Annotated in this window: 18 protein-coding genes; 2 read left to right on the top strand and 16 right to left on the bottom strand. The window is 70.9% G+C overall.

Features of this window, described 5'->3' with window-relative positions:
• Positions 1-3 precede the first annotated feature (3 nt).
• The gene (locus AOM46_RS25025; RefSeq protein ID WP_062215382.1) at positions 4-930 is read left to right on the top strand and encodes a 5'-3' exonuclease; all 927 of its coding nucleotides are present in this window, start codon (positions 4-6) and stop codon (positions 928-930) included.
• A gap of 24 nt (positions 931-954) precedes the next feature.
• Here AOM46_RS25025 and AOM46_RS25020 read toward each other — a convergent pair whose 3' ends face one another.
• From AOM46_RS25020 to AOM46_RS24970, 11 genes are all read right to left on the bottom strand, one after another.
• Positions 955-3,765, bottom strand: a complete 2,811-nt coding sequence (locus AOM46_RS25020) for an RNA helicase (RefSeq protein WP_062215379.1) — start codon at positions 3,763-3,765, stop codon at positions 955-957.
• 129 nt (positions 3,766-3,894) lie between these two features.
• Entirely contained in the window at positions 3,895-4,791 is an 897-nt protein-coding gene (locus AOM46_RS25015) for a diacylglycerol kinase (RefSeq protein ID WP_062215377.1), read from the bottom strand.
• Entirely contained in the window at positions 4,788-5,696 is a 909-nt protein-coding gene (gene tatC / locus AOM46_RS25010) for a twin-arginine translocase subunit TatC (RefSeq protein ID WP_062215375.1), read from the bottom strand. The genes AOM46_RS25015 and tatC overlap by 4 nt, the downstream gene beginning before the upstream one ends.
• Positions 5,697-5,787: 91 nt before the next feature.
• Positions 5,788-6,066: a Sec-independent protein translocase subunit TatA gene (gene tatA, locus AOM46_RS25005; protein WP_062215373.1), complete on the bottom strand. Its 279-nt coding sequence runs from the start codon at positions 6,064-6,066 to the stop codon at positions 5,788-5,790.
• Positions 6,067-6,206: 140 nt separating this feature from the next.
• Positions 6,207-6,482, bottom strand: a complete 276-nt coding sequence (locus AOM46_RS25000; protein ID WP_234313991.1) for a hypothetical protein — start codon at positions 6,480-6,482, stop codon at positions 6,207-6,209.
• 2 nt (positions 6,483-6,484) lie between these two features.
• Complete coding sequence (locus tag AOM46_RS24995) at positions 6,485-7,453, bottom strand: YafY family protein (RefSeq protein ID WP_062215371.1); 969 nt, start codon at positions 7,451-7,453, stop codon at positions 6,485-6,487.
• A gap of 58 nt (positions 7,454-7,511) precedes the next feature.
• Positions 7,512-8,465 (bottom strand): YafY family protein, encoded by a 954-nt coding sequence (locus tag AOM46_RS24990; RefSeq protein WP_062215364.1) that lies wholly within the window; start codon positions 8,463-8,465, stop codon positions 7,512-7,514.
• Between the two features lie 122 nt (positions 8,466-8,587).
• Positions 8,588-8,959 (bottom strand): FKBP-type peptidyl-prolyl cis-trans isomerase, encoded by a 372-nt coding sequence (locus tag AOM46_RS24985; RefSeq protein WP_062215363.1) that lies wholly within the window; start codon positions 8,957-8,959, stop codon positions 8,588-8,590.
• Positions 8,960-9,053: 94 nt separating this feature from the next.
• The gene (locus AOM46_RS24980) at positions 9,054-10,088 is read right to left on the bottom strand and encodes an FKBP-type peptidyl-prolyl cis-trans isomerase (RefSeq protein WP_067226574.1); all 1,035 of its coding nucleotides are present in this window, start codon (positions 10,086-10,088) and stop codon (positions 9,054-9,056) included.
• Between the two features lie 85 nt (positions 10,089-10,173).
• Positions 10,174-11,535 carry a Pup--protein ligase gene (pafA, locus tag AOM46_RS24975; RefSeq protein ID WP_062215359.1) on the bottom strand — a complete coding sequence of 454 codons (1,362 nt, stop codon included), beginning with the start codon at positions 11,533-11,535 and terminating at the stop codon, positions 10,174-10,176.
• 9 nt (positions 11,536-11,544) lie between these two features.
• Complete coding sequence (locus AOM46_RS24970; RefSeq protein WP_062215357.1) at positions 11,545-12,807, bottom strand: MFS transporter; 1,263 nt, start codon at positions 12,805-12,807, stop codon at positions 11,545-11,547.
• A gap of 52 nt (positions 12,808-12,859) precedes the next feature.
• Between AOM46_RS24970 and AOM46_RS24965 the strand changes: the two genes are divergently transcribed.
• Positions 12,860-13,900, top strand: coding sequence for a LacI family DNA-binding transcriptional regulator (locus AOM46_RS24965; protein WP_062215355.1), 1,041 nt, complete (start codon positions 12,860-12,862; stop codon positions 13,898-13,900).
• Between the two features lie 43 nt (positions 13,901-13,943).
• Here the strand turns inward: AOM46_RS24965 and prcA are convergent, their stop codons facing one another.
• From prcA to arc, 5 genes are all read right to left on the bottom strand, one after another.
• On the bottom strand, positions 13,944-14,717 hold the full coding sequence (gene prcA / locus AOM46_RS24960) for a proteasome subunit alpha (RefSeq protein ID WP_062215353.1): 774 nt from the start codon (positions 14,715-14,717) through the stop codon (positions 13,944-13,946).
• Positions 14,718-14,773: 56 nt separating this feature from the next.
• Complete coding sequence (gene prcB / locus AOM46_RS24955) at positions 14,774-15,619, bottom strand: proteasome subunit beta (protein WP_062215351.1); 846 nt, start codon at positions 15,617-15,619, stop codon at positions 14,774-14,776.
• A gap of 140 nt (positions 15,620-15,759) precedes the next feature.
• The gene (locus tag AOM46_RS24950) at positions 15,760-15,978 is read right to left on the bottom strand and encodes a ubiquitin-like protein Pup (RefSeq protein WP_062215349.1); all 219 of its coding nucleotides are present in this window, start codon (positions 15,976-15,978) and stop codon (positions 15,760-15,762) included.
• A 123-nt stretch (positions 15,979-16,101) separates the two neighbouring features.
• Positions 16,102-17,613: a depupylase/deamidase Dop gene (dop, locus tag AOM46_RS24945; protein WP_078857172.1), complete on the bottom strand. Its 1,512-nt coding sequence runs from the start codon at positions 17,611-17,613 to the stop codon at positions 16,102-16,104.
• Between the two features lie 167 nt (positions 17,614-17,780).
• The gene (gene arc / locus AOM46_RS24940; protein WP_370592765.1) at positions 17,781-19,565 is read right to left on the bottom strand and encodes a proteasome ATPase; all 1,785 of its coding nucleotides are present in this window, start codon (positions 19,563-19,565) and stop codon (positions 17,781-17,783) included.
• Positions 19,566-19,612 lie beyond the last annotated feature (47 nt).

Raw genomic sequence — 19,612 nt, 5'->3', positions numbered from 1 at the left:
TACGTGACCACACGTCTGATGCTGCTCGACACCGCCTCGCTGTACTTCCGCGCCTACCACGGGGTGCCCGACAAGGTGCGTGCCCCCGACGGCACCCCCGTCAACGCCGTGCGCGGACTGCTGGACTTCATCGCCCGGCTGGTCGCCGACCACCGCCCCGACGCCCTGGTGGCCTGCATGGACGAGGACTGGCGGCCCGCCTGGCGGGTGGCGTTGATCCCCACCTACAAGGCCCACCGGGTGGCCGAGGAGGTGGCGGACGCCCCGGACACCGAGGAGGTGCCCGACACCCTCACCCCCCAGGTGCCGGTGATCGAGGCGGTGTTGGACGCGGTCGGCATCCGCCGCCTCGGGGCGGCCGACCACGAGGCCGACGACGTCATCGGAACCCTCAGCCACCGGGCGACCGGGCCGGTGGACATCGTCACCGGCGACCGCGACCTCTTCCAACTCGTCGACGACACCAGGGGGGTCAGGGTGCTCTACCCGGTGAAGGGGATGGCCAACCTGGCGGCCTTCGACGAGGCGGCACTGCGCGAACGGTACGGCGTGGACGGCCCCGGCTACGCCGATCTCGCGCTGCTCCGCGGCGACCCCAGCGACGGACTGCCGGGGGTGGCCGGAATTGGCGAGAAAACAGCGGCCACGCTGCTGGCCAGATTCGGCGATCTGGCCGGAGTGCTCGCCGCGCTCGACGATCCCCTGGCCGCCCTCACCCCCACCCAGCGCCGCCGGTTGACCGAGGCGCACGACTATCTGGCCGTCGCCCCCCGGGTGGTCCGGGTCGTCACCGACCTGCCGCTGCCGGACCGGGACCCGACGCTGCCCCGCGCACCCCGCGACCCCGAGACGCTGGCCGCCCTCAACGAACGCTGGGGCCTGGGCGGTTCACTGACCCGACTGCTGACCGCACTGGCCGCGCGGCCCTAGCCCACCGGCACCCTGCCGGCGGGCCTAGCCCACCGAGCTGTAGGCGACGACCCCGCGCAACAGCTGGTCCACGGCCTTGCGCGCGGTCCTGCCCACCGAACTGCCCGCCGGCGCGGCCGAGGAGAGCTGTCCCAGCACATCGATGACCTGCTTGCACCAGCGGACGAAGTCGCCCGCCGGCATCTCGGCGTCCCGCAGCACCGCGTCCAGGCCGAGGCCCTGGGCCCAGCGGTACACCGGCCAGGCGAAGCCCAGATCCGGCTCGCGCTGCCCGACGCCCGTGACCTGGTTGATGCGGTGCCGCTCCTCCAACGCGTCCAGCCGGCCCCAGATCCGCACCATCTCGCCCAGCGCCTGCCGCGTCGCCCCGGCCGGCACATCCGGCGCCGGGGCGTCGTCCGCCGAACGCGCCTCGTAGACCAACGCCGAAACACAGGCCGCGAGTTCGGCCGGATCCAGCCCCTCCCAGACGCCTTCCCGCAGGCACTCGCTTGCCAGCAGATCCAGCTCGCCGTAGAGCCTGGCCAGCCGGCGCCCGTCGTCCGTCACCTCGTCGCCGCGCAGATAGTCCAGCTCGGTCAGCAGCGCGGACACCTGGTCGAAGGTGCGGGCGATGGTGTTGGTCCGGCCGGCGATGCGGCGTTCCAGCTGCTTGGTGTCCCGCTTCAGCCGGTGGTACCGCTCGGCCCATCTGGCGTGGTCCTCGCGCTCGCCGCAGCCATGGCAGGGATGCGCCCTGATGGCGCCCCGCAGCCGGGCGATCTCCTGGTCGTCCGCCGCCTGGGCCCGCTCCTTGCGGTGCCGGTGCGGCTCCAGGTGCCCGGCCTTGGTGCGCAGCGCGGAGGCCAGGTCCCGACGGGACTGCGGGCTGCGCTGGTTGAACGACTTCGGGATCCGCATCCGCCCCAACGCCTCGACCGGCACCGGGAAGTCGATCGCGCCGAGCCGCTTCACCTGCCGCTGCACGGTGAGCACCAGCGGACGGGGCCCGTCCTGGTGGTCCCAACCGCGCGGCCCGCCGCTGCGGCCCTCCGGCATCCCCGGGTCCAGCACCAGCGCCAGACCGGCGAACTTGCCGGTCGGCACATGGATGATGTCCCCCGGGCGCAGCCGCTCAAGGGCGTCGGACGCCGCCGCCCTGCGCTGGGCCACCCCCTGCCTGGCCAGCTCGGTCTCCCGCTCCTTGAGCTTGACCCGCAGCGCCGCGTACTCCTGGAAGTCCCCCAGGTGGCAGGTCATCGCCTCGCGATAGCCCTCAAGCCCGGTCTCGTTGCGCTGCACCTGCCGGGAGATCCCGACCACCGAACGGTCCGCCTGGAACTGCGCGAACGACGTCTCCAGCAGCTCCCGCGACCGCCGGCGCCCGAACTGGGCGACCAGGTTGACCGCCATGTTGTAGGACGGCTTGAACGAGGAGCGCAGCGGATAGGTGCGCGCGCCGGCGAGCCCGCCGAGCGCCCCCGGATCCATGCCGCGCTGCCACAGCACCACGGCATGGCCCTCGATATCGATGCCGCGCCGCCCCGCCCGGCCGGTGAGCTGGGTGTACTCGCCCGGCGTGATGTCGGCGTGCTGCTCGCCGTTCCACTTGACCAGCTTCTCCAACACCACGGAACGCGCCGGCATGTTGATGCCCAGGGCCAGCGTCTCGGTGGCGAACACCGCCTTGACCAGGCCCTTGACGAACAGCTCCTCGACGATCTCCTTGAACGTCGGCAGCATCCCGGCGTGATGGGCCGCGAGCCCGCGCTCCAGCCCCTCAAGCCACTCGAAGTAGCCCAGGACATGCAGGTCCTCGTCGGGGATGGCGGCGGTGCGCCGCTCCACGATCTCCCGCACCCTGGCCCGGGCCGCCGCGTCGTTCAGCCGCAGCCCGGCGCTCAGACACTGCTGCACGGCGGCCTGACAGCCGGCCCGGCTGAAGATGAACGTGATCGCCGGCAGCAGGCCCTCGGCGTCCAGCCGGTCGATGACCTCGGCCCTGCTGGGCGTGTAGATCCGGTTGCGCTGCCGCTTCTCCCGCTCCCGATCCGCCGCGCGCCGGCTGTCCCGCCCGTTGCGGTTGCGCTCCCTGGCACCCCAGGAACGGGTGTTCTCCAGCCTCGCCATCCGCAGCAGATCCGGGTTGACCTCGCGCTTCAGCTCCGACTCGGCGAACAGGTCGTACATCCGGCGCCCCGCGAGCACATGCTGCCAGAGCGGCACCGGACGGTGCTCGGAGACGATCACCTCGGTGTCGCCACGCACCGTGTCCAGCCAGTCGCCGAACTCCTCCGCGTTGGACACGGTCGCGGAGAGCGACACCAGCGAGACGGACTCCGGCAGATGGATGATCACCTCCTCCCACACCGCGCCCCGGAAGCGGTCGGAGAGGTAGTGCACCTCGTCCATCACCACATAGCCGAGACCGTCGAGCGACGAGGAGTTGGCGTAGAGCATGTTCCGCAGCACCTCGGTGGTCATCACCACCACCGGCGCCTCGGAGTTGACGCTGTTGTCCCCGGTCAGCAGCCCCACCCGGTCGCCGCCGTAGCGCTGGACCAGATCGGTGTACTTCTGGTTGGAGAGCGCCTTGATGGGCGTGGTGTAGAAACACTTGCGCCCCTGCGCCAGGGCCAGGTGCACGGCGAACTCGCCCACGATCGTCTTGCCCGAGCCGGTCGGCGCCGCGACCAGCACGCCTCGGCCGGCCTCCAGGGCCTGACACGCCTCGATCTGGAAGTCGTCCAGCGCGAAATCGTAGAGTTCACGGAAGGGCGCGAGAGCGGTCCGCTCGTCCGCGGCCCTCCGCCGGGACTCGGCGTACCGCTCGGCGGGAGACATGTGCTCGATCATCGTGCTCCGAGCCTACCGGGCCGGCGGCGAGCCGCCCCGGGGCTTTTTCCGAGGCGGTCAGGAGTTCGCCCCCGGGAGCGGGGCAAAGCGGTACAGCCTGGTCAGGCGGCTGCGGCCGGGGCGCAGGACTCAGTCGGCGGCGGTCAGCACCCGCACGGCGCCGGGTACGCACTCGGCCACCAGAGGGAGCGGGCCCACCCGCTCACCGTCCGCGTAGCCGACGACACCGGGCGCGGTCAGCGCGACCCGGCGGGCCCGGTAGCCGGTGACGACCGGATGGTCGAGATGGGTGCCCCGATAGACCCGGGGGAAGACCCGCAGCAGGGTGCCGCGCCCGCAGGGGCCGACCACCGTGACGTCCAGCAGGCCGTCGTCCGTCCTGGCCTCCGCGCAGATCCGCATGCCGCCGCCGTAGCTGGGCCCGTTGCCCACCGCGACCAGCGTCGCGTCCAGCTCACGCCAGGGGCCGCCGTCCAGGCTGATCCGGTAGGGCGCGGGACGCAGGGTGGCCAGCTCGGCCACCACCGCCAGGTCGTAGCGCAGTCCGCCGCGCGGCCAGCGCATCCGGTTGGCGCGATCGTTGACCCGGGCGTCGAAGCCGGTGGCCAGCACGCTGCCGAACCAGGTGTCGCCCACCCGCCCCAGATCGACGGCGCGCGGCGCGCCGCGCTTGAGCGCCTCGGCGACGACCCGGGCGGCGGCCACCGGATCGCGCACCGGCAGGCCGAACGCCCTGGCCACATCGTTGCCGGTGCCGACCCCGACCAGCCCCAGCGGGGTGGCCGTGCCGGCGACGACGCGCAGGGCCAGCGCGGCCATCCCGTCCCCGCCGACCGCGACCAGGGCGCCCGTGCCGGCGGCCACCGCCGCCCCGGCCCGGCGCACCGCATCCTCGGCGTCGAGGCCGACGAGCACCCGTACGGCGATCCCGGCGTCGCGCAGCGTCCGCGCGACCGGCGCGGCGGCACGCCGTCCGCGCCCCTGCCCGGCCACCGGATTGACCAGCAGGGTCACCTCGCCGCTCATGTCACGTCGTCGTCGTATCCGTTGACCGGGCCGCCGTCGTCGCTACGGATCCGCTCGGCGGGGCCGACCGGCTCCGGCGTCAGATCGAGCCTGGATGCCTCCTCGTCGTCCAGCTGGGCGTCCGGGTTGTTCCTGCGGCGCCTGCGGTCGTTGAGCAGGGCGATACCGCAGGCCAGGAAGTAGAGGCCGGTGACGGGGACCTGGAGGGCGATCATCGTCATCACATCGGTCGGCGTGATGATGGCCGCGAAGATCGCGATGCCCATCACCATCCACCGCCACCAACTGATCATCCGCTGGCCGGAGACCACACCGCCCAGGTTCAACAGAACGAGCAGCAGGGGCAGTTCGAAGGAGATACCGAAGGCGAGCGCCAGTCGGACGCTGATGTCCAGCACTTCCTCGACGGTGACGAAGTTCTGCGCGTCGTCGGCGCTGAAGCTCAGCAGCACCGGAATGGCCCGGGGCAGCAGCCAGTAGGCGAAGTAGGTGCCGACCAGGAACAGCGGCACCCCGACCGCGACCACGGCGCGGCTGTACTTCTTCTCGTTCCGGTGCAGGCCGGGGGCGATGAAGGCCCAGAACTGGTAGAGCCAGACCGGCGAGGCCCCGATGAGGCCCACCAGCAGCGAGACCCTGAGGTAGGTGGCGAACGGAGCGGTCAGGCCGTTCTGCGCGAGGACGGCACAGCGCTTGTCCTCCGCCGCGGGGTCGCCGTAGTCGCACATGGGCACCGGCTCCACGAGGAAGTCCATGATGTCCTTGGCGAAGAAGGCGGCGACGATCGCGACGATGACCACCGCGAGGACCGCGATCCCGAGCCGGTTGCGCAACTCCCGGAGATGCTCCGTGAGCGGCATCCGCCCCTCGGGGTCCTTCTCCCGCTTCCGCGTGGTCTTGGGCACCCACGTCCTCATCTCGTCGGGCGGCCGGCATCCGCCCGACCGCCTGCTCTCACTGCCCCTTCTCCGGCTACCGGTGCGGCACCGGCCAACGTCAGCCCTGGGACGTGCCCTTGGGCTCGTCGACGGGCCGGGCGGCGCTCGTCTCACCGGGGGCCGGCTGAATGCTCCGGGGGGCGACGGTCGGCTCCGCGTCGGACGGCGCGGACGCCTCCGCGTCCTTGCCGTCCGCCTTCATGGCGGCCGTCTCGCTCTTCATGATCCGCATCGACTTGCCCAACGCCCTGGCGGTGTCCGGCAGGCGCTTGGAGCCAAAGATCAACACGACGACAAGGGCGACGAGCAGAAGCTGCATAGGGGAGATACCGCCCATGGCGTGTCTTCTCTCTCTTCGAGTCTCTCCACAAGAATGGAGCTGACGCTGCGCGGACGCGGACATTCCTGTCCACCATGCCGCACGATCAGCAATCTTAACGCCCAGGGGTAAACCGAAAGCAATGCTTGGGCGTCGTCCTATTCTTTCCGGATCTTCCCGCTGTTCCCCCCGCCGGGGCCGGTGCCACGGCTCCCCTCGGGCGCCCCGTCGAACTCCCGGCGCAGTGCCCCGGTGCGCGCGGCGAGCGGCGCCGCCGACTGTTCCAGCTGCTCCGTCGCGCGGCTGATCCGCTCCGCGCCGTCCCCCACGGCCCGGGAGAGACGCCGCACCTCAAGACCCACCCGGACCGCCAGCACGCCCAGCACGGCGGTGCCGACGAAGGCGAGCGCCACCTGCAGCATCGGCCAGAACACGACTACCCCTGCTCCTCGTAGTGCCGCAGCGCGGCCCTGGCCGCCTCCCGCGCGCTGGTCGCCAGCTCGGGCGGCGAGATGATCCGGCCGTCGCCGCCGAGCCGCAGCGCCAGCCGCCGCAACGTGGCCGGATCGGGGGTGCGCAGCGTGACGCGCAGCCCGCCGTCCGGCAGCTCATCGGCGGTGTCGTGCGCGTAGTACTCGGCGACCCAACGCCCGCCGGGCCCCACCTCGATCACCACCTCGGGATCGGTGGGCGCGGCCTGCACCAGGCCCTCGCTCAGATCACGCGGCTCGATCGGCGGCGGATCGGCCGGCACGTCCAACAGCTCGATCCTGGCCACCCGGTCGAGACGGAAGGTGCGCCTGGCCTCGGTGCGGTGGCACCACGCCTCCACATAGGTGTGGCCGACGGCGAACAGCCGGATCGGGTCGATCTCCCGGTCGGTCAGCTCGTCCCGCCCCGGCGAGTAGTAGCGGATGCGCAGCCGGCGGCGCTCCGCGATGGCCCGGTCGACCTCGGCGAAGACCCCGCCCTCGGACTCGAAGGTGACGGAGACCCGGGAGCTGGCCCTGGCGCTCTCCCCGGCCGCCGCCTCCAGCTTGGCCGTCAGCCGCAGCAGCGCGTCGCGGTCCCCGTCCCGCAGCCCGGGCATGGTGGCCACCGCACGGGCCGCGACCAGCAGCGCCGTCGCCTCGTCGGCGGCCAGCCGCAGCGGCTGCCCGCTGGATGTGCCGGTGGCCTCGGCGTTGTGCCACCAGATGTGCTCGCCGTCGGTGTCGATGTCCAGGAGATCGCCGCCCCGGAAGCTGGTGCCGCACATCGGCAGCACGCTGAGGTCGGAGATCAGCTCGTCCTGGGTGACGCCGAAGGCGCGCGCGACCTCGTCCACCCGGGCGCCGGGCCGCTCCTTCAGATAGGTCACCAGGGACAGCAGCCGCCTGGTGCGGTCGATGGCGGTTGTCGCCATGTCGGTCCTTCCCCCTCGCTGCCGTTCCTTGCTCGTCTCCCCCGGCCGTCCCGGCCGCTCAGCCCTTGGCGACCGCGCGCAGCCGGTCCAGCACATCGGCCCGCAGCTCGGCCGGCTCCAGCACCAGGACGTCCGGGCCGAACTCGGCGAGCCAGGCGTCCAGTCCGTGCCCGTAGGGGATCTCCAGATCGTCCCACTCCGCGTCCCGTCCGGTGACCCGGGTGGCCCGGGCGCGCAGCGGATAGCCGGCGCCGACGCGCAGCCGGATCCTGGCCTGCGCGGTGGCATGCTCGCCGGCGAACCCGGCGACCTGCTCGCGCACCGCGATCTGGTCGGGCACCGGGGCGGTGAACTCCCCCACGCGGGAACGGACGTTGCCCACGATCCTGGAGAGCCGGAAGACCCGCTCGGCCCCTCGGCCCCGATCCCAGCCGGCCAGATACCAGTTGCCGTGCCAGCACTCCAGCGCCCACGGCTCGACCTGCCGGCTGCCGGGGCTGGCCGCGTTGGACTTGCGGTAGGCGAAGGTGACGACGCGCCGGTCGCGGCAGGCGATCATCAGCGGCTCGAACGCGGCCTCCCCGGCCGGCACCCGGGGCTCCAGGGCGCTGTAGCGGTCCTGTTCGGCCTCGGCCAACGGGATGCCGGCGGCGCGGAGCTTCTGCAGGGCGCCACTGGCGGCGCCGGCGAGCCTGGCCTGCTGCCAGACCTTGGCGACCAGACCGAGGGCGGCGGCCTCCTCGGCGTCCAGGGTGACCGGCGGCAGCTGGTTGCGGTCCCGCCGGGCGAGATAGCCCACCTCGCCGTCGATGCTCTCCACGGTCTCGATCACCATGCCGAGTTCCCGCAGGTCGTCCTTGTCGCGTTCGAAGGTGCGGTTGAACGCGTCCTCCGAGGTGACCTCGATATACGCCTCGATGGACGTGCGCAGTTCGCGCTTGCTCAGCGGGCGGCCGGTGTTCAGCAGGCACAGGGCCAGGTTCATCAGCCGCTCGGCCTTGGCGATCGCCATCGCCGCGCCACCCCTCTCTACGACGAACCCTCGAAACAACCGGGCGAACCCCGCCCCATGGGACGCGCGTGGGCCCATCCCACGAGGGGATGGGCCCACGGTACCGCCTGTGTCCGGTGCGATCAGACCGAGACCAGATCGCAGACGAAGATCAACGTCTCCCCCGGCTTGATCCGGCCACCGGCCCCGGCGTCGCCGTAGGCCAGGTGCGGCGGGATGGTCAGCTGCCGCCGGCCGCCGACCCGCATCCCCTGCACACCCCGGTCCCAGCCGGAGATGACCTGCCCGGCGCCGAGCTGGAAGCGCAGCGGCGTGCCACGGTTCCAGCTGGCGTCGAACTCCTCACCCGTGCTGAACGAGACGCCCACGTAGTGGACGGAGACCTGGGCGCCGGCCTCGGCGACCGGGCCCTCGCCCAGCCAGAGGTCCTTGATCTCCAGGTCGGCCGGCGGCTCGCCACCCGGAAAGTCAACCTCGGGCTTGTCGATGTTCACCTAAAACCACTCCTACGAAGGATCGTTCCACTGCGATGGTGCCGACGCGGCGCGCTCGGCGGGGCGATCGACGGATCCCCCCGGCCGGCCACGCTCAGGCGGCACCGATGATGTCCACCACGAAGACCAGCGTGGAGCCGGCGGGGATACCGCCGTTCTCCTGGTCGCCATAGGCCATGTCGGGCGGAAGCACCAGCAGGACCCGGTCGCCGACGTTCTTGCCGACCAGGCCCTGGTCCCAACCGGGGACCACGGAGCCGGTGCCGATCTGGAACGCGGATGCGGACTCACGTTCCCAGGAGGAGTCAAACACCTCGCCGTCCGCCCAGGTGACACCGGTGTACTGCACGACGAGCGCCTGCCCGTCGGTGACCTCGGGTCCATCGCCCTCGACCAGCAACTGTTCACGCAGCTCGGCGGGCGGGTCCTCGCCCTCGGGGATGGTGATCTCGGGCCCGGCGTCCGTCAGCTCCACGGCCGGCAGCCCGTCCTCGGTGGCCGCCTGCTCGCCCTCGACCGAACCCGCCGGATCGACGTCGGACGCCCCCCGGATGTCGAAGACCCAGACCACCCCGTCGTCCTCGGAGAGGCTGGGGATCTGCTGCACGGCCGGGCCGAGCAGGTCCCCCACGTTGCCCTCGACCTGCACCCGGCTGCCGACCTTCTGCCCGACCAGCGGCGCGGTCACGGCCTGCGGCAGCGAGGACTCGACATTGGCCTGGGCGATCACCTGGGGCCTGGCGCCGTTGTCGGCGGGCTCGATCGGCTCGCCCTCGGCGTTGATCCAGGTGTTGACCAGCTCCGTCTCCTGCTCGACCGTGGTGGCCACCACGTCCATCCGCAGATAGGCGCCCTCGGCGATCTCCGGCCCGTCCCCCTCGTTCAGCACCTCGACGGAGACGCCGCCGGGCACGGAGGCGTCCTCGTCGATCTCGATCTCCGGCTGCTCGCCCGGCTTGCCCGAGACGGTGGCCAGGGACGCGCCCTCCTCGAAGACCTCCTCGGTGGCCTCCTCGGAGGTCTCGGCCGAGGACTCGTCGGCGGAATCGGACCCGCAGGCCGCTGTCAGCAGGAACGCCGGCACTGCCAGCGCCGCGAGGACGCGGTGCGCTCGTTGTGTGGGGATCATGAATCCAACTCGCGGTAGGAACGGCCGGGGCGGGACCCCGCTGGTCCCGCCCACCCTACGGCCTCGGCTCCTTCTCAGGGGCCGCTCACATGCCCGCGATCAGCTTCTCCACCCGCTCGTCGACCGACCGGAACGGGTCCTTGCAGAGCACCGTGCGCTGGGCCTGGTCGTTGAGCTTGAGATGCACCCAGTCCACCGTGAAGTCGCGCCGCTGCTCCTGCGCCCTGCGGATGAAGTCGCCGCGCAGCCTGGCCCTGGTGGTCTGGGGGGGAACGGACTTCCCCTGGAAGATCTTGAGGTCGTTGCAGATGCGTTGTGCCTGCCCGCGGCGTTCCAGCAGGTAGTAGAGGCCGCGGCGGCGGTGGATGTCGTGGTAGGCGAGGTCTATCTGGGCGACCCTGGGATGCGACATGGTGAGGTTGTGCTTGGCGCGGTAGCGCTCGATCAGCTGGTACTTCATGACCCAGTCGATCTCGGTGTTGATCTTGTCCAGCTCCTCGGCGCGGATCGCCTCCAGCGTCCGCCCCCACAGCTCCAGGACCTGCTCGGTGGTGCCGGAGCGCATCCCGCGCCGCTCGCAGAAGTCCAACGCCTTCTCGTAGTACTCCTGTTGGATCTCCAGGGCGGAGGCCTCCCGCCCGGTGGCCAGCCGCACCTTGCGCTGCCCCGTGGTGTCGTGGCTCACCTCGCGGATGGCCCGGATCGGGTTCTCCAGGGTGAGGTCCCGCATCACCGTGCCGGCCTCGATCATGCGCAGCACGAGGTCGGTGGCGCCGACCTTGAGCAGCATCGTCGTCTCGGACATGTTGGAGTCGCCCACGATGACATGCAGCCGGCGGTACCGCTCGGCGTCGGCGTGCGGCTCGTCCCTGGTGTTGATGATGGGCCGCGAGCGGGTGGTCGCCGAGCTGACCCCCTCCCAGATGTGCTCCGCGCGCTGGCTGACGCAGAACACGGCGCCACGCGGCGTCTGGAGCACCTTTCCGGCGCCACAGATCAGCTGCCGGGTGACCAGGAACGGGATCAGCACATCGGCCAGCCGGGAGAACTCCCCGTGCCGGGCGACCAAGTAGTTCTCGTGGCAGCCGTAGGAATTCCCGGCGGAGTCGGTGTTGTTCTTGAAGAGGTAGACGTCCCCCGCGATGCCTTCTTCGTGCAGGCGGCGTTCCGCGTCGACCAACAGCCCTTCGAGAATGCGCTCACCCGCCTTGTCGTGCGTGATGAGTTCGGTGACGTTGTCACACTCGGGAGTGGCGTACTCCGGGTGCGAACCCACGTCCAGATACAACCGGGCGCCGTTACGCAGAAACACGTTGCTGCTACGGCCCCATGACACGACGCGACGGAAGAGGTACCGCGCCACCTCGTCCGGGGACAGCCGTCGCTGGCCACGGAACGTACAGGTGACGCCGTACTCGTTCTCCAGCCCGAAAATGCGGCGATCCATGAGTGAACATTACGCCTGATGCCCGCTTCTGAAACCGGGTTCGAGCGCGGCGTTTCGATCATTTCGCGATTCCGGCGCAGGCGTTGGCGCGCGGTCGGGAACCGCGAGAACCCGCCGGGTGGCGAGCAGCACCAGGACCGCGAGCCAGCCGGCGACGCCGGCCACCGCGAACCCGGCGGCCTCCTCGCCCCACTCGATCACCGGCCCCGCGGCGGCGGTGCCCAGCGCCGCGCCGACGCCGAAGGTGGTCACCAGCCAGGAGAACGCCTCGGTCACGGTGCCGCGCGGCGCATGGCGGTCGATCACCACGAACGAGCAGGCCAGGGCGGGTGCCAGAAAGATCCCGCTGATCCCGGCGAGCAGGGTCATCAGCGGCACGGAGGCGGGCACCAGCGCCAGCGGGACATAGCCGGCGGCCAGCAGCCCCACCAGCCACACCAACCGGGGCTCGGGGGCACCCGCCCAGGGCCTGGCGCCGTAGGCGAGGCCGCCGACCAGGGCGCCGACCCCGAGCGCGGAGAGCAGATAGCTGGCCACCAACTCCTCGCCCCTGGCGTCGGCGTAGGCCACGGCGGCCACCGAGATCGCCCCCAGCGCCATGCCCACGCAGAGGAAGCAGCCCAGCACGGCGAGCAGCCCGCCGGAGCGCAGCGCGCCCAGCCAGTGGGCCTCCCGCTCCGCGCCCCGCCAGCTCCGGGACGGCGCCGACACCACCACGGACGCCGCGCCGAGCAGCCCGACGATGTTGATCACCAGCAGCGCCGCCGCCTCGGACCAGGCCGCGACAAGCAGCATCACCAGCAACGGGCCGCCGGCGAACATCAGTTCCTGGGCCACGGCGTCCAGCGCGTACGCCCGGCGCAGCCGGTCGCCGGCACCCAGCACGGTGGTCCAGAGCGCCCGCAGGGCGCCTTCGAGCGGCGGCGTGGTGAGCCCGGCGAGCGCCACGGCGGCGAAGGCCGGCACCACGGCGCCGGTGCCCAGCAGGGCGAAGGCGATCATGGCCAGGGCCGAGACCAGCGCGGCCGGGAACATCACCCGGGGCTGCCCGTACTTGTCGACGAGCCGCCCGAGCAGCGGCTGACCGACGGCGGTGGCCAACCCGTGCGCGGCGGCCAGCGCGCCGGCCAGCGAGTAGCTGCCGCCCTCGGCCCGGGTGAACAGCAGGATGGCCAGCGGCGCGGTGCCGTGCGGCAGCCGGCCGACCAGCGTGCCGGTCAGCAGTCGCGCCACATGCGGCGCCGCCAGCAGCTCCCGATAGCCCGTGGCCATCTGTTCACCCTTCGTCGAAGTATTACGTATAACGCCCTTGATTCTACGTACGATGGGCCGATCCGACGACAAGGAAGAGCCAGTGACCGGAACACGTCCCCCCACCAGCCGCGATGTCGCGGAGCGCGCCGGGGTCTCGCAGGCGACGGTCTCGCTGGTGCTGCGCGAGCGCTGGCGCGGCCGGGTGTCGCCGGCCCGGGTGGACGCGGTGCGGATCGCGGCGCGCGAGCTGGGCTACCGGCCCAACCAGGCGGCCCGCAGCCTGCGCCTGGGCCGGGTGCGCACGGCGCTGGTGGTGGTGCCCGCGCTGAGCAACGACTTCTTCGCCCGGATGCACTCGGGCGCCGCCCGGGTGGCGGGCGAACGGGATCTGCGGTTGGTGCTCTACCCCTCGCCCGAGGGGGTGGGGCCCGCGCCCGACCCCTTCGAGTCGGCCAGCGCGACCCTGGACGGGGTGCTGGCCTCCTCGATGGCCGCCGAGGCGCTGACGGCGCTCAGCGGCGGCGGGCTGCCGCTGGTGATGGTGGACAGCGAGCCGGGGCGCGCGCCGGCCGCCGCCACCGTCAACCCCGACATCGAGGCCGGGATGCGGCTGGTGGTGGAGCATCTGCGGGCCCTGGGCCACCGCCGGGTGGCCCATATCGCGGCCGATGTGGACTCCTGGACGTTCGCCGTCCGGGCCCGGGTGCTCGCCGCCGGGCTCGGGCTGACGCCGGGAGGCGCGCCGCCCACGGAGCGCGCGCCGCTGAGCGTGCGGGGCGGCCTGGCCGCGGCGGAGCGCGCCCTCGCGGCGCGGCCCCGGCCCACGGCGCTGGTGTGCGATGACGATCTACTGGCCGCCGGGGCGTGCAAGGCGGCCCGCCGACTGGGCCTGCGGGTACCGGAGGATGTCTCGGTCACCGGCTTCGACGATCTGGCGCTGGCCACGGCGGTGGAGCCGGAGCTGACCACGGTGAACCTGCCGGCCGAGGAACTGGGCGCGGCGGGGATGCGCACCCTGCTCACCGTGCTGGACGGCGAAACGGCGCCGGACGCCGTCCTGCCCGTCCGCCTGATGCGCCGGGGGACGACGGCGGCGCCATCGTCCGACTGACCCCGGGCGGCCCGTGGTTGACGGGCCGCCCGGGGCGGTCGGACTACTCCTCCGAGCTCGCGGAATCGTCGGTGGACTCGGCGGACTCAGCGGCCTCGCCCTCGCCCGCCGCGCTCTCCGGCTCGGCCAGCAGGGAGGTCAGCTGACGGTTCAACAGCCGCTTGAACTTGCGCTGTTGGGGCCGCTTGCGGTCCAGGACCGCGACCTCCAACTGGTCGCTGCTCAACTCCCGCTCGCCACCGCCGCTCTCCCGCGCCAGCGAGGCGACGGCCAGGCGCAGGGCCTCGCCCAGATCCATGTCGTCGCGGTGCCGCTGGCTCAGATAACTGCCGATCTGATCGGAGTTGCCACCGACCGCGACCGAGCCGTGCTCGTCGATGATCGAACCGTCATGGGGCAGCCGATAGATCTCGTCCTCGGCCGGGGTCGCCCCCACCTCGGCGACCAGCAACTCGACCTCGTACGGCTTCTCCACGGTGGCGGAGAAGATCGTACCCAGTGTCTGGGCATAGAGGTTGGCCAGGCCCCTGGCCGTGACATCCTGCCGGTCATAGGTGTAGCCACGCAGATCGGCATAGCGGGTGCCACCGATCCGCAGGCTCTCGTACTCGTTGTACTTGCCGGTCGCGGCGAACGCGATCCGGTCGTAGATCTCGCTCACCTTGTGCAACGCGCGCGAGGGGTTCTCCGCGACAAACACGATGCCGTCGGCGTATTGCAGGACCACCAGGCTGCGTCCGCGCGCGATGCCCTTGCGGGCGTACTCGGCGCGGTCGGCCATGGCCTGCTGGGGTGAGACATAGAACGGCGTGGACACCGGAGTTTGTCCCTTCGAGTCAGGTCGGTCACAGCGGAATGGGCGACGCCGCGAGGCTAGACGATGGGCGCCTGGGGCCCGTTGGGCAGCTGGAGACGGCCCTCGTGCACGGCCCTGGCGACCTCGGAGATCTCCTCCTCGGTCACCCGGCGGATGCCGTCCTCGGTGATCACCATGACGATGGGATAGATCCGGCGGACGAGATCGGGCCCGCCCGTCGCCGAGTCGTCGTCGGCGGCGTCATAGAGGGCCTGCACCACCACGGTGACGATCTGATCCTCCGTCAGATCAGCGCGGTGCAGCTTCTTCAGGGAGCCACGGGCGAAGACGGAGCCCGAGCCGACCGAGGCGAAGCCCGTCTCCTCCGTGCGACCGCCGGCCACGTCGTAGGAGAAGATCCGGCCCCGGCCCTGGTCGAGGTCGTAACCGGCGAAGAGCGGGACCACCGCCAGGCCCTGCATGGCCATGCCCAGGTTGCCCCGGATCATGGCGGCGAGGCGGTTGGCCTTGCCCTCCAGGGAGAGCACCTCGCCCTCGACCTTCTCGAAGTGCTCCAACTCCAGTTGGAAGAGCTTGACCAACTCGACCGCGATACCCGCCGTGCCGGCGATGCCCACGGCGGAGAACTCGTCGGCCGGGAAGACCTTCTGCATGTCCTTGGTGGCGATCACGTTGCCCATCGTGGCGCGGCGGTCGCCGGCGAGCACCACGCCGTCGGCGAAGCCGGCCGCCACGATGGTGGTGCCGTGCACCGCCTCCAGCGGGCCCTCGATGGGCGGCAGACCGCGGTTGCCCGGAAGCCGCTCCGGCGCGTGCTCGGTGAGGAAGTCCAGAAACGAGGACGACCCCGGCCGCAGGAAGGCCGCCGGGAGTCGCCCATGATCGTGGGAGTTGGCTGCCACAGGTTTCCTTCCAGGTAGGAGAAACGGTCCGCTGCTCCGGACCAGCGGTGCGGCCGGGCAGGGGCAGCGTACGTCACGGACCCTACCCGTCATATGGACATGATCCACATGAGTCGGAGGCGATACCTGGCAGCCGCCGGCTACTGGCCGCCCTTCTGAACGAAGCTGCGCACAAAGTCCTCGGCGTTGGACTCGAGCACCTCGTCGATCTCGTCCAGAACCGAGTCCACATCGTCCGTCAGGGCCTCCTGACGCTCCTTGAGGTCCTCCGAGACCTCGGCGTCCTGAGCCTGCTCCTCGACCTCTTCGTTGGTACGCGACGCCCGTTGCTGGCCGCCGCCGGTGTCCTTGGTCGCCATCTCCCTCACCCCATGCTCAGCTGTGACGTAACAAGATCAGACCCTACTAGCCGGGGCTGACATCGGCTCCTCGTCGGTACAACGTCCGGGGACCACCTGGATCATTCCCTGCTCGGGCCCCGATCAGCCGCCGGAGAGCGCGCGGACCAGATCCTGGGCGGTGGCGCTGCTCTCCAGCAGGCCCTCGACGTGTTCCCTGGTGCCTCGCAACGGGTCCATCGTGGGCACCCGTTGGAGCGAGTCACGCCCCGGGAGGTCGAAGATCACCGAATCCCAGGAGGCGGCGGCCACATGCTCCGCGTAGCGCTCCAGGCACCGCCCCCGGAAGTACGCCCTGGTGTCCTCCGGCGGATCGAGACGCGCGGCCGCCACCTCGTCCTCGCCGAGGAGGGTGGTCATCCGGCCCCGGGCGACCAGCCGGTTGTAGAGGCCCTTCTCCGGGCGGACGTCCGCGTACTGGAGATCCACCAGATGCAGCCGGGCGGCGTCCCAGTCCAGGCCGTCGCGCCGCCGGTAGCCCTCCATCAGCTCGCGCTTGGCCACCCAGTCCAGCTGGTTCGCCAGGCTCATGGGATCGCTCTCCAGCCGGGTCAGGACCTCCTCCCAGCGGGTCAGCACATCCAGCGTCTGGGCGTCGGCGTCCGCGCCCCAGCGCTCCTCGACATACTTCCTGGCCAGCTCGTAGAACTCCATCTGGAGCTGCACCGCGGTCAGTCGACGGCCGCTGCGCAGCGTGACCAGCTCGCGGAGGGACGGATCGTGGCTGACCCGGTGGAGGGTGCGAACCGGCTGGTCGACCGCCAGATCGACGGCGATGAACCCGTCCTCGATCATCGACAGCACCAGGGCGGTGGTGCCCAGCTTGAGGTAGGTGGAGATCTCGGAGAGGTTCGCGTCGCCGATGATCACATGGAGCCGGCGATAGCGCTCGGCGTCCGCGTGCGGCTCGTCCCTGGTGTTGATGATGGGCCGCTTGAGCGTCGTCTCCAGGCCGACCTCGACCTCGAAGTAGTCGGCGCGCTGGCTGATCTGGAAGCCGTGCTCGCCACCGTCCTGCCCGATGCCGACCCGGCCGGCGCCGCAGACCACCTGCCGGGAGACGAAGAACGGCGTCAGATGGCGCACGATCTCGGAGAACGGCGTCTCCCGCTTCATCAGGTAGTTCTCATGGGTGCCGTAGGAGGCGCCCTTGTTGTCCGTGTTGTTCTTGTAGAGCAGGATCGGCTGGGCCCCCGGCACCTCGGCGGCGCGCCTGGCCGCCTCGGCCATGATCCGCTCCCCCGCCTTGTCCCAGCGGACGGCGTCCAGCGGGTTGGTGGTCTCGGGGGCGCTGTACTCGGGGTGCGCGTGGTCGACGTAGAGGCGGGCGCCGTTGGTGAGGATGACGTTGGCCAGGCCGATGTCCTCGTCGGTGAGCTGGCTGGAGTCCGCGTTGTCCCGCGCCAGGTCGAAGCCGCGTGCGTCGCGGAGCGGGTTCTCCTCCTCGAAGTCCCAGCGTGCTCTTCTGGCCCGGTGCATCGCCGCCGCGTAGGCGTTCACGACCTGGGAGGAGGAGAGCATGGCATTGGCGTTCGGGTGGCCGGGGACGGAGACGCCGTACTCGGTTTCGATGCCCATCACTCGCCGTACGGTCATGCGACCCTCCTTGCCTCGCGGCGGCCCTCGGCCGTCCGTTCGCTGGCTAGAAGCCTAGGCGACACGGGGTGCGGTGGGGAGATCACCGCGAGTTTCCTTGGGGACTGTCTGGGAATGCGTCCGGCTGCGGGCCACGCCTCGCGTGCCCCGCAGCCGGATGCGCTGTCTTACAGGTACTGGCCGGTGTTCGCCACCGTGTCGATCGAGCGGCCGGTGTCGCCGCCCTGCTTGCCGGTGACCAGGGTGCGGATGAAGACGATCCGCTCGCCCTTCTTGCCGGAGATCCGGGCCCAGTCGTCCGGGTTGGTGGTGTTGGGCAGGTCCTCGTTCTCCTTGAACTCGTCCACACAGGCCGAGATCAGATGGGAGACGCGGATGCCCTTCTGCTGGTGGTCGAGGAAGTCCTTGATCGCCATCTTCTTGGCCCGGTCCACGATGTTCTGGATCATGGCGCCGGAGTTGAAGTCCTTGAAGTAGAGGACCTCCTTGTCACCGTTGGCGTAGGTGACCTCCAGGAAGCGGTTCTCCTCGGTCTCCGCGTACATCTGCTCCACGACGGTCTGGATCATGCCGTCGATCGCCGCGTCCGGGCTGCCCTGGTGCTCCTGCACGTCGTCGGCGTGCAGCGGGAGCCTGGCGGTGAGGTACTTGGAGAAGATGTCGCGGGCGGCCTCGGCGTCGGGACGCTCGATCTTGATCTTCACATCGAGCCGCCCCGGGCGCAGGATCGCCGGGTCGATCATGTCCTCGCGGTTGGAGGCGCCGATCACGATGACGTTCTCCAGGCCCTCCACGCCGTCGATCTCGGAGAGCAGCTGCGGGACGATGGTGTTCTCCACGTCCGAGCTGACGCCGGAGCCACGGGTGCGGAAGAGGGAGTCCATCTCGTCGAAGAAGACGATGACCGGGGTGCCCTCGCTGGCCTTCTCCCTGGCCCTCTGGAAGACCAGGCGGATATGCCGCTCGGTCTCGCCGACGTACTTGTTGAGCAGCTCGGGGCCCTTGATGTTGAGGAAGAAGCTCTTCCCCGCCGGCTTGCCGGTGACCTCGGCGACCTTCTTGGCAAGGGAGTTGGCGACCGCCTTGGCGATCAGCGTCTTGCCACAGCCGGGCGGGCCGTAGAGCAGCACGCCCTTGGGGGGCCGCAGCTCGTGCTCGCGGAAGAGGTCGGGGTAGAGGTAAGGAAGCTCGACGGCGTCCCTGATCAGCTCGATCTGGCCGCCGAGGCCGCCGATCCTGGTGTAGTCGATGTCCGGGACCTCTTCGAGGACCAGCTCCTCGACCTCGCTCTTGGGCACCACCTCGAAGACATAGCCGGAGCGGGGTTCGAGCAGCAGCGCGTCCCCGGCCCGCAGGGTGGCCGCCATCAGCGGCTCGGCGAGCTTGACCACCCGCTCCTCGTCGGTGTGGCCGACCACCAGGGCGCGCTCGCCGTCCTCCAGGACCTCCTTGAGGGTGACGATGTCGCCCGCGCTCTCGAACTCCATCGCGGCCACGATGTTGAGCGCCTCGTTGAGCATGACCTCCTGGCCACGGCGCAGCTCGTCGAGCTCCAGGCCCGGGCTGACGTTGACCCGGAGCTTTCGGCCGCCGGTGAAGATATCGGCGGTGCCGTCCTCGTTGGCGACGAGAAAGACTCCGAAGCCGGACGGCGGCTGGGCGAGCCGGTCCACTTCTTCCTTGAGAGCCACGATCTGGTCGCGGGCCTCGCGCAGTGTGGTCGCGAGCCGCTCGTTCTGCGCGGAAACACCGGCCAGATTCGTCTGGAGCTCGACAATCCGCTCTTCGAGAATCCGAGTGTGCCGCGGCGAATCGGCCAGCTTTCGGCGCAGGACGGTGATCTCCTGCTCAAGTTCGGCGATCTGGCGGGTCGGGTCGTCGGAACCTCGCCCGGACCGGATGCCGCGGTTGCTGTCGTCGTTCTGGGATACCACGGTCCTCACCTCCTCCAAGGGGAGCTGGACGCTTCCAGACCCTACCTGGACCGGTGCAGTTCGAA

It is taken from the genome of Streptomyces sp. NBRC 109706 (genome assembly GCF_000974485.1).
Lineage (GTDB): Bacteria > Actinomycetota > Actinomycetes > Streptomycetales > Streptomycetaceae > Streptomyces.
This window is presented reverse-complemented; position numbering and strand designations above follow the sequence as displayed.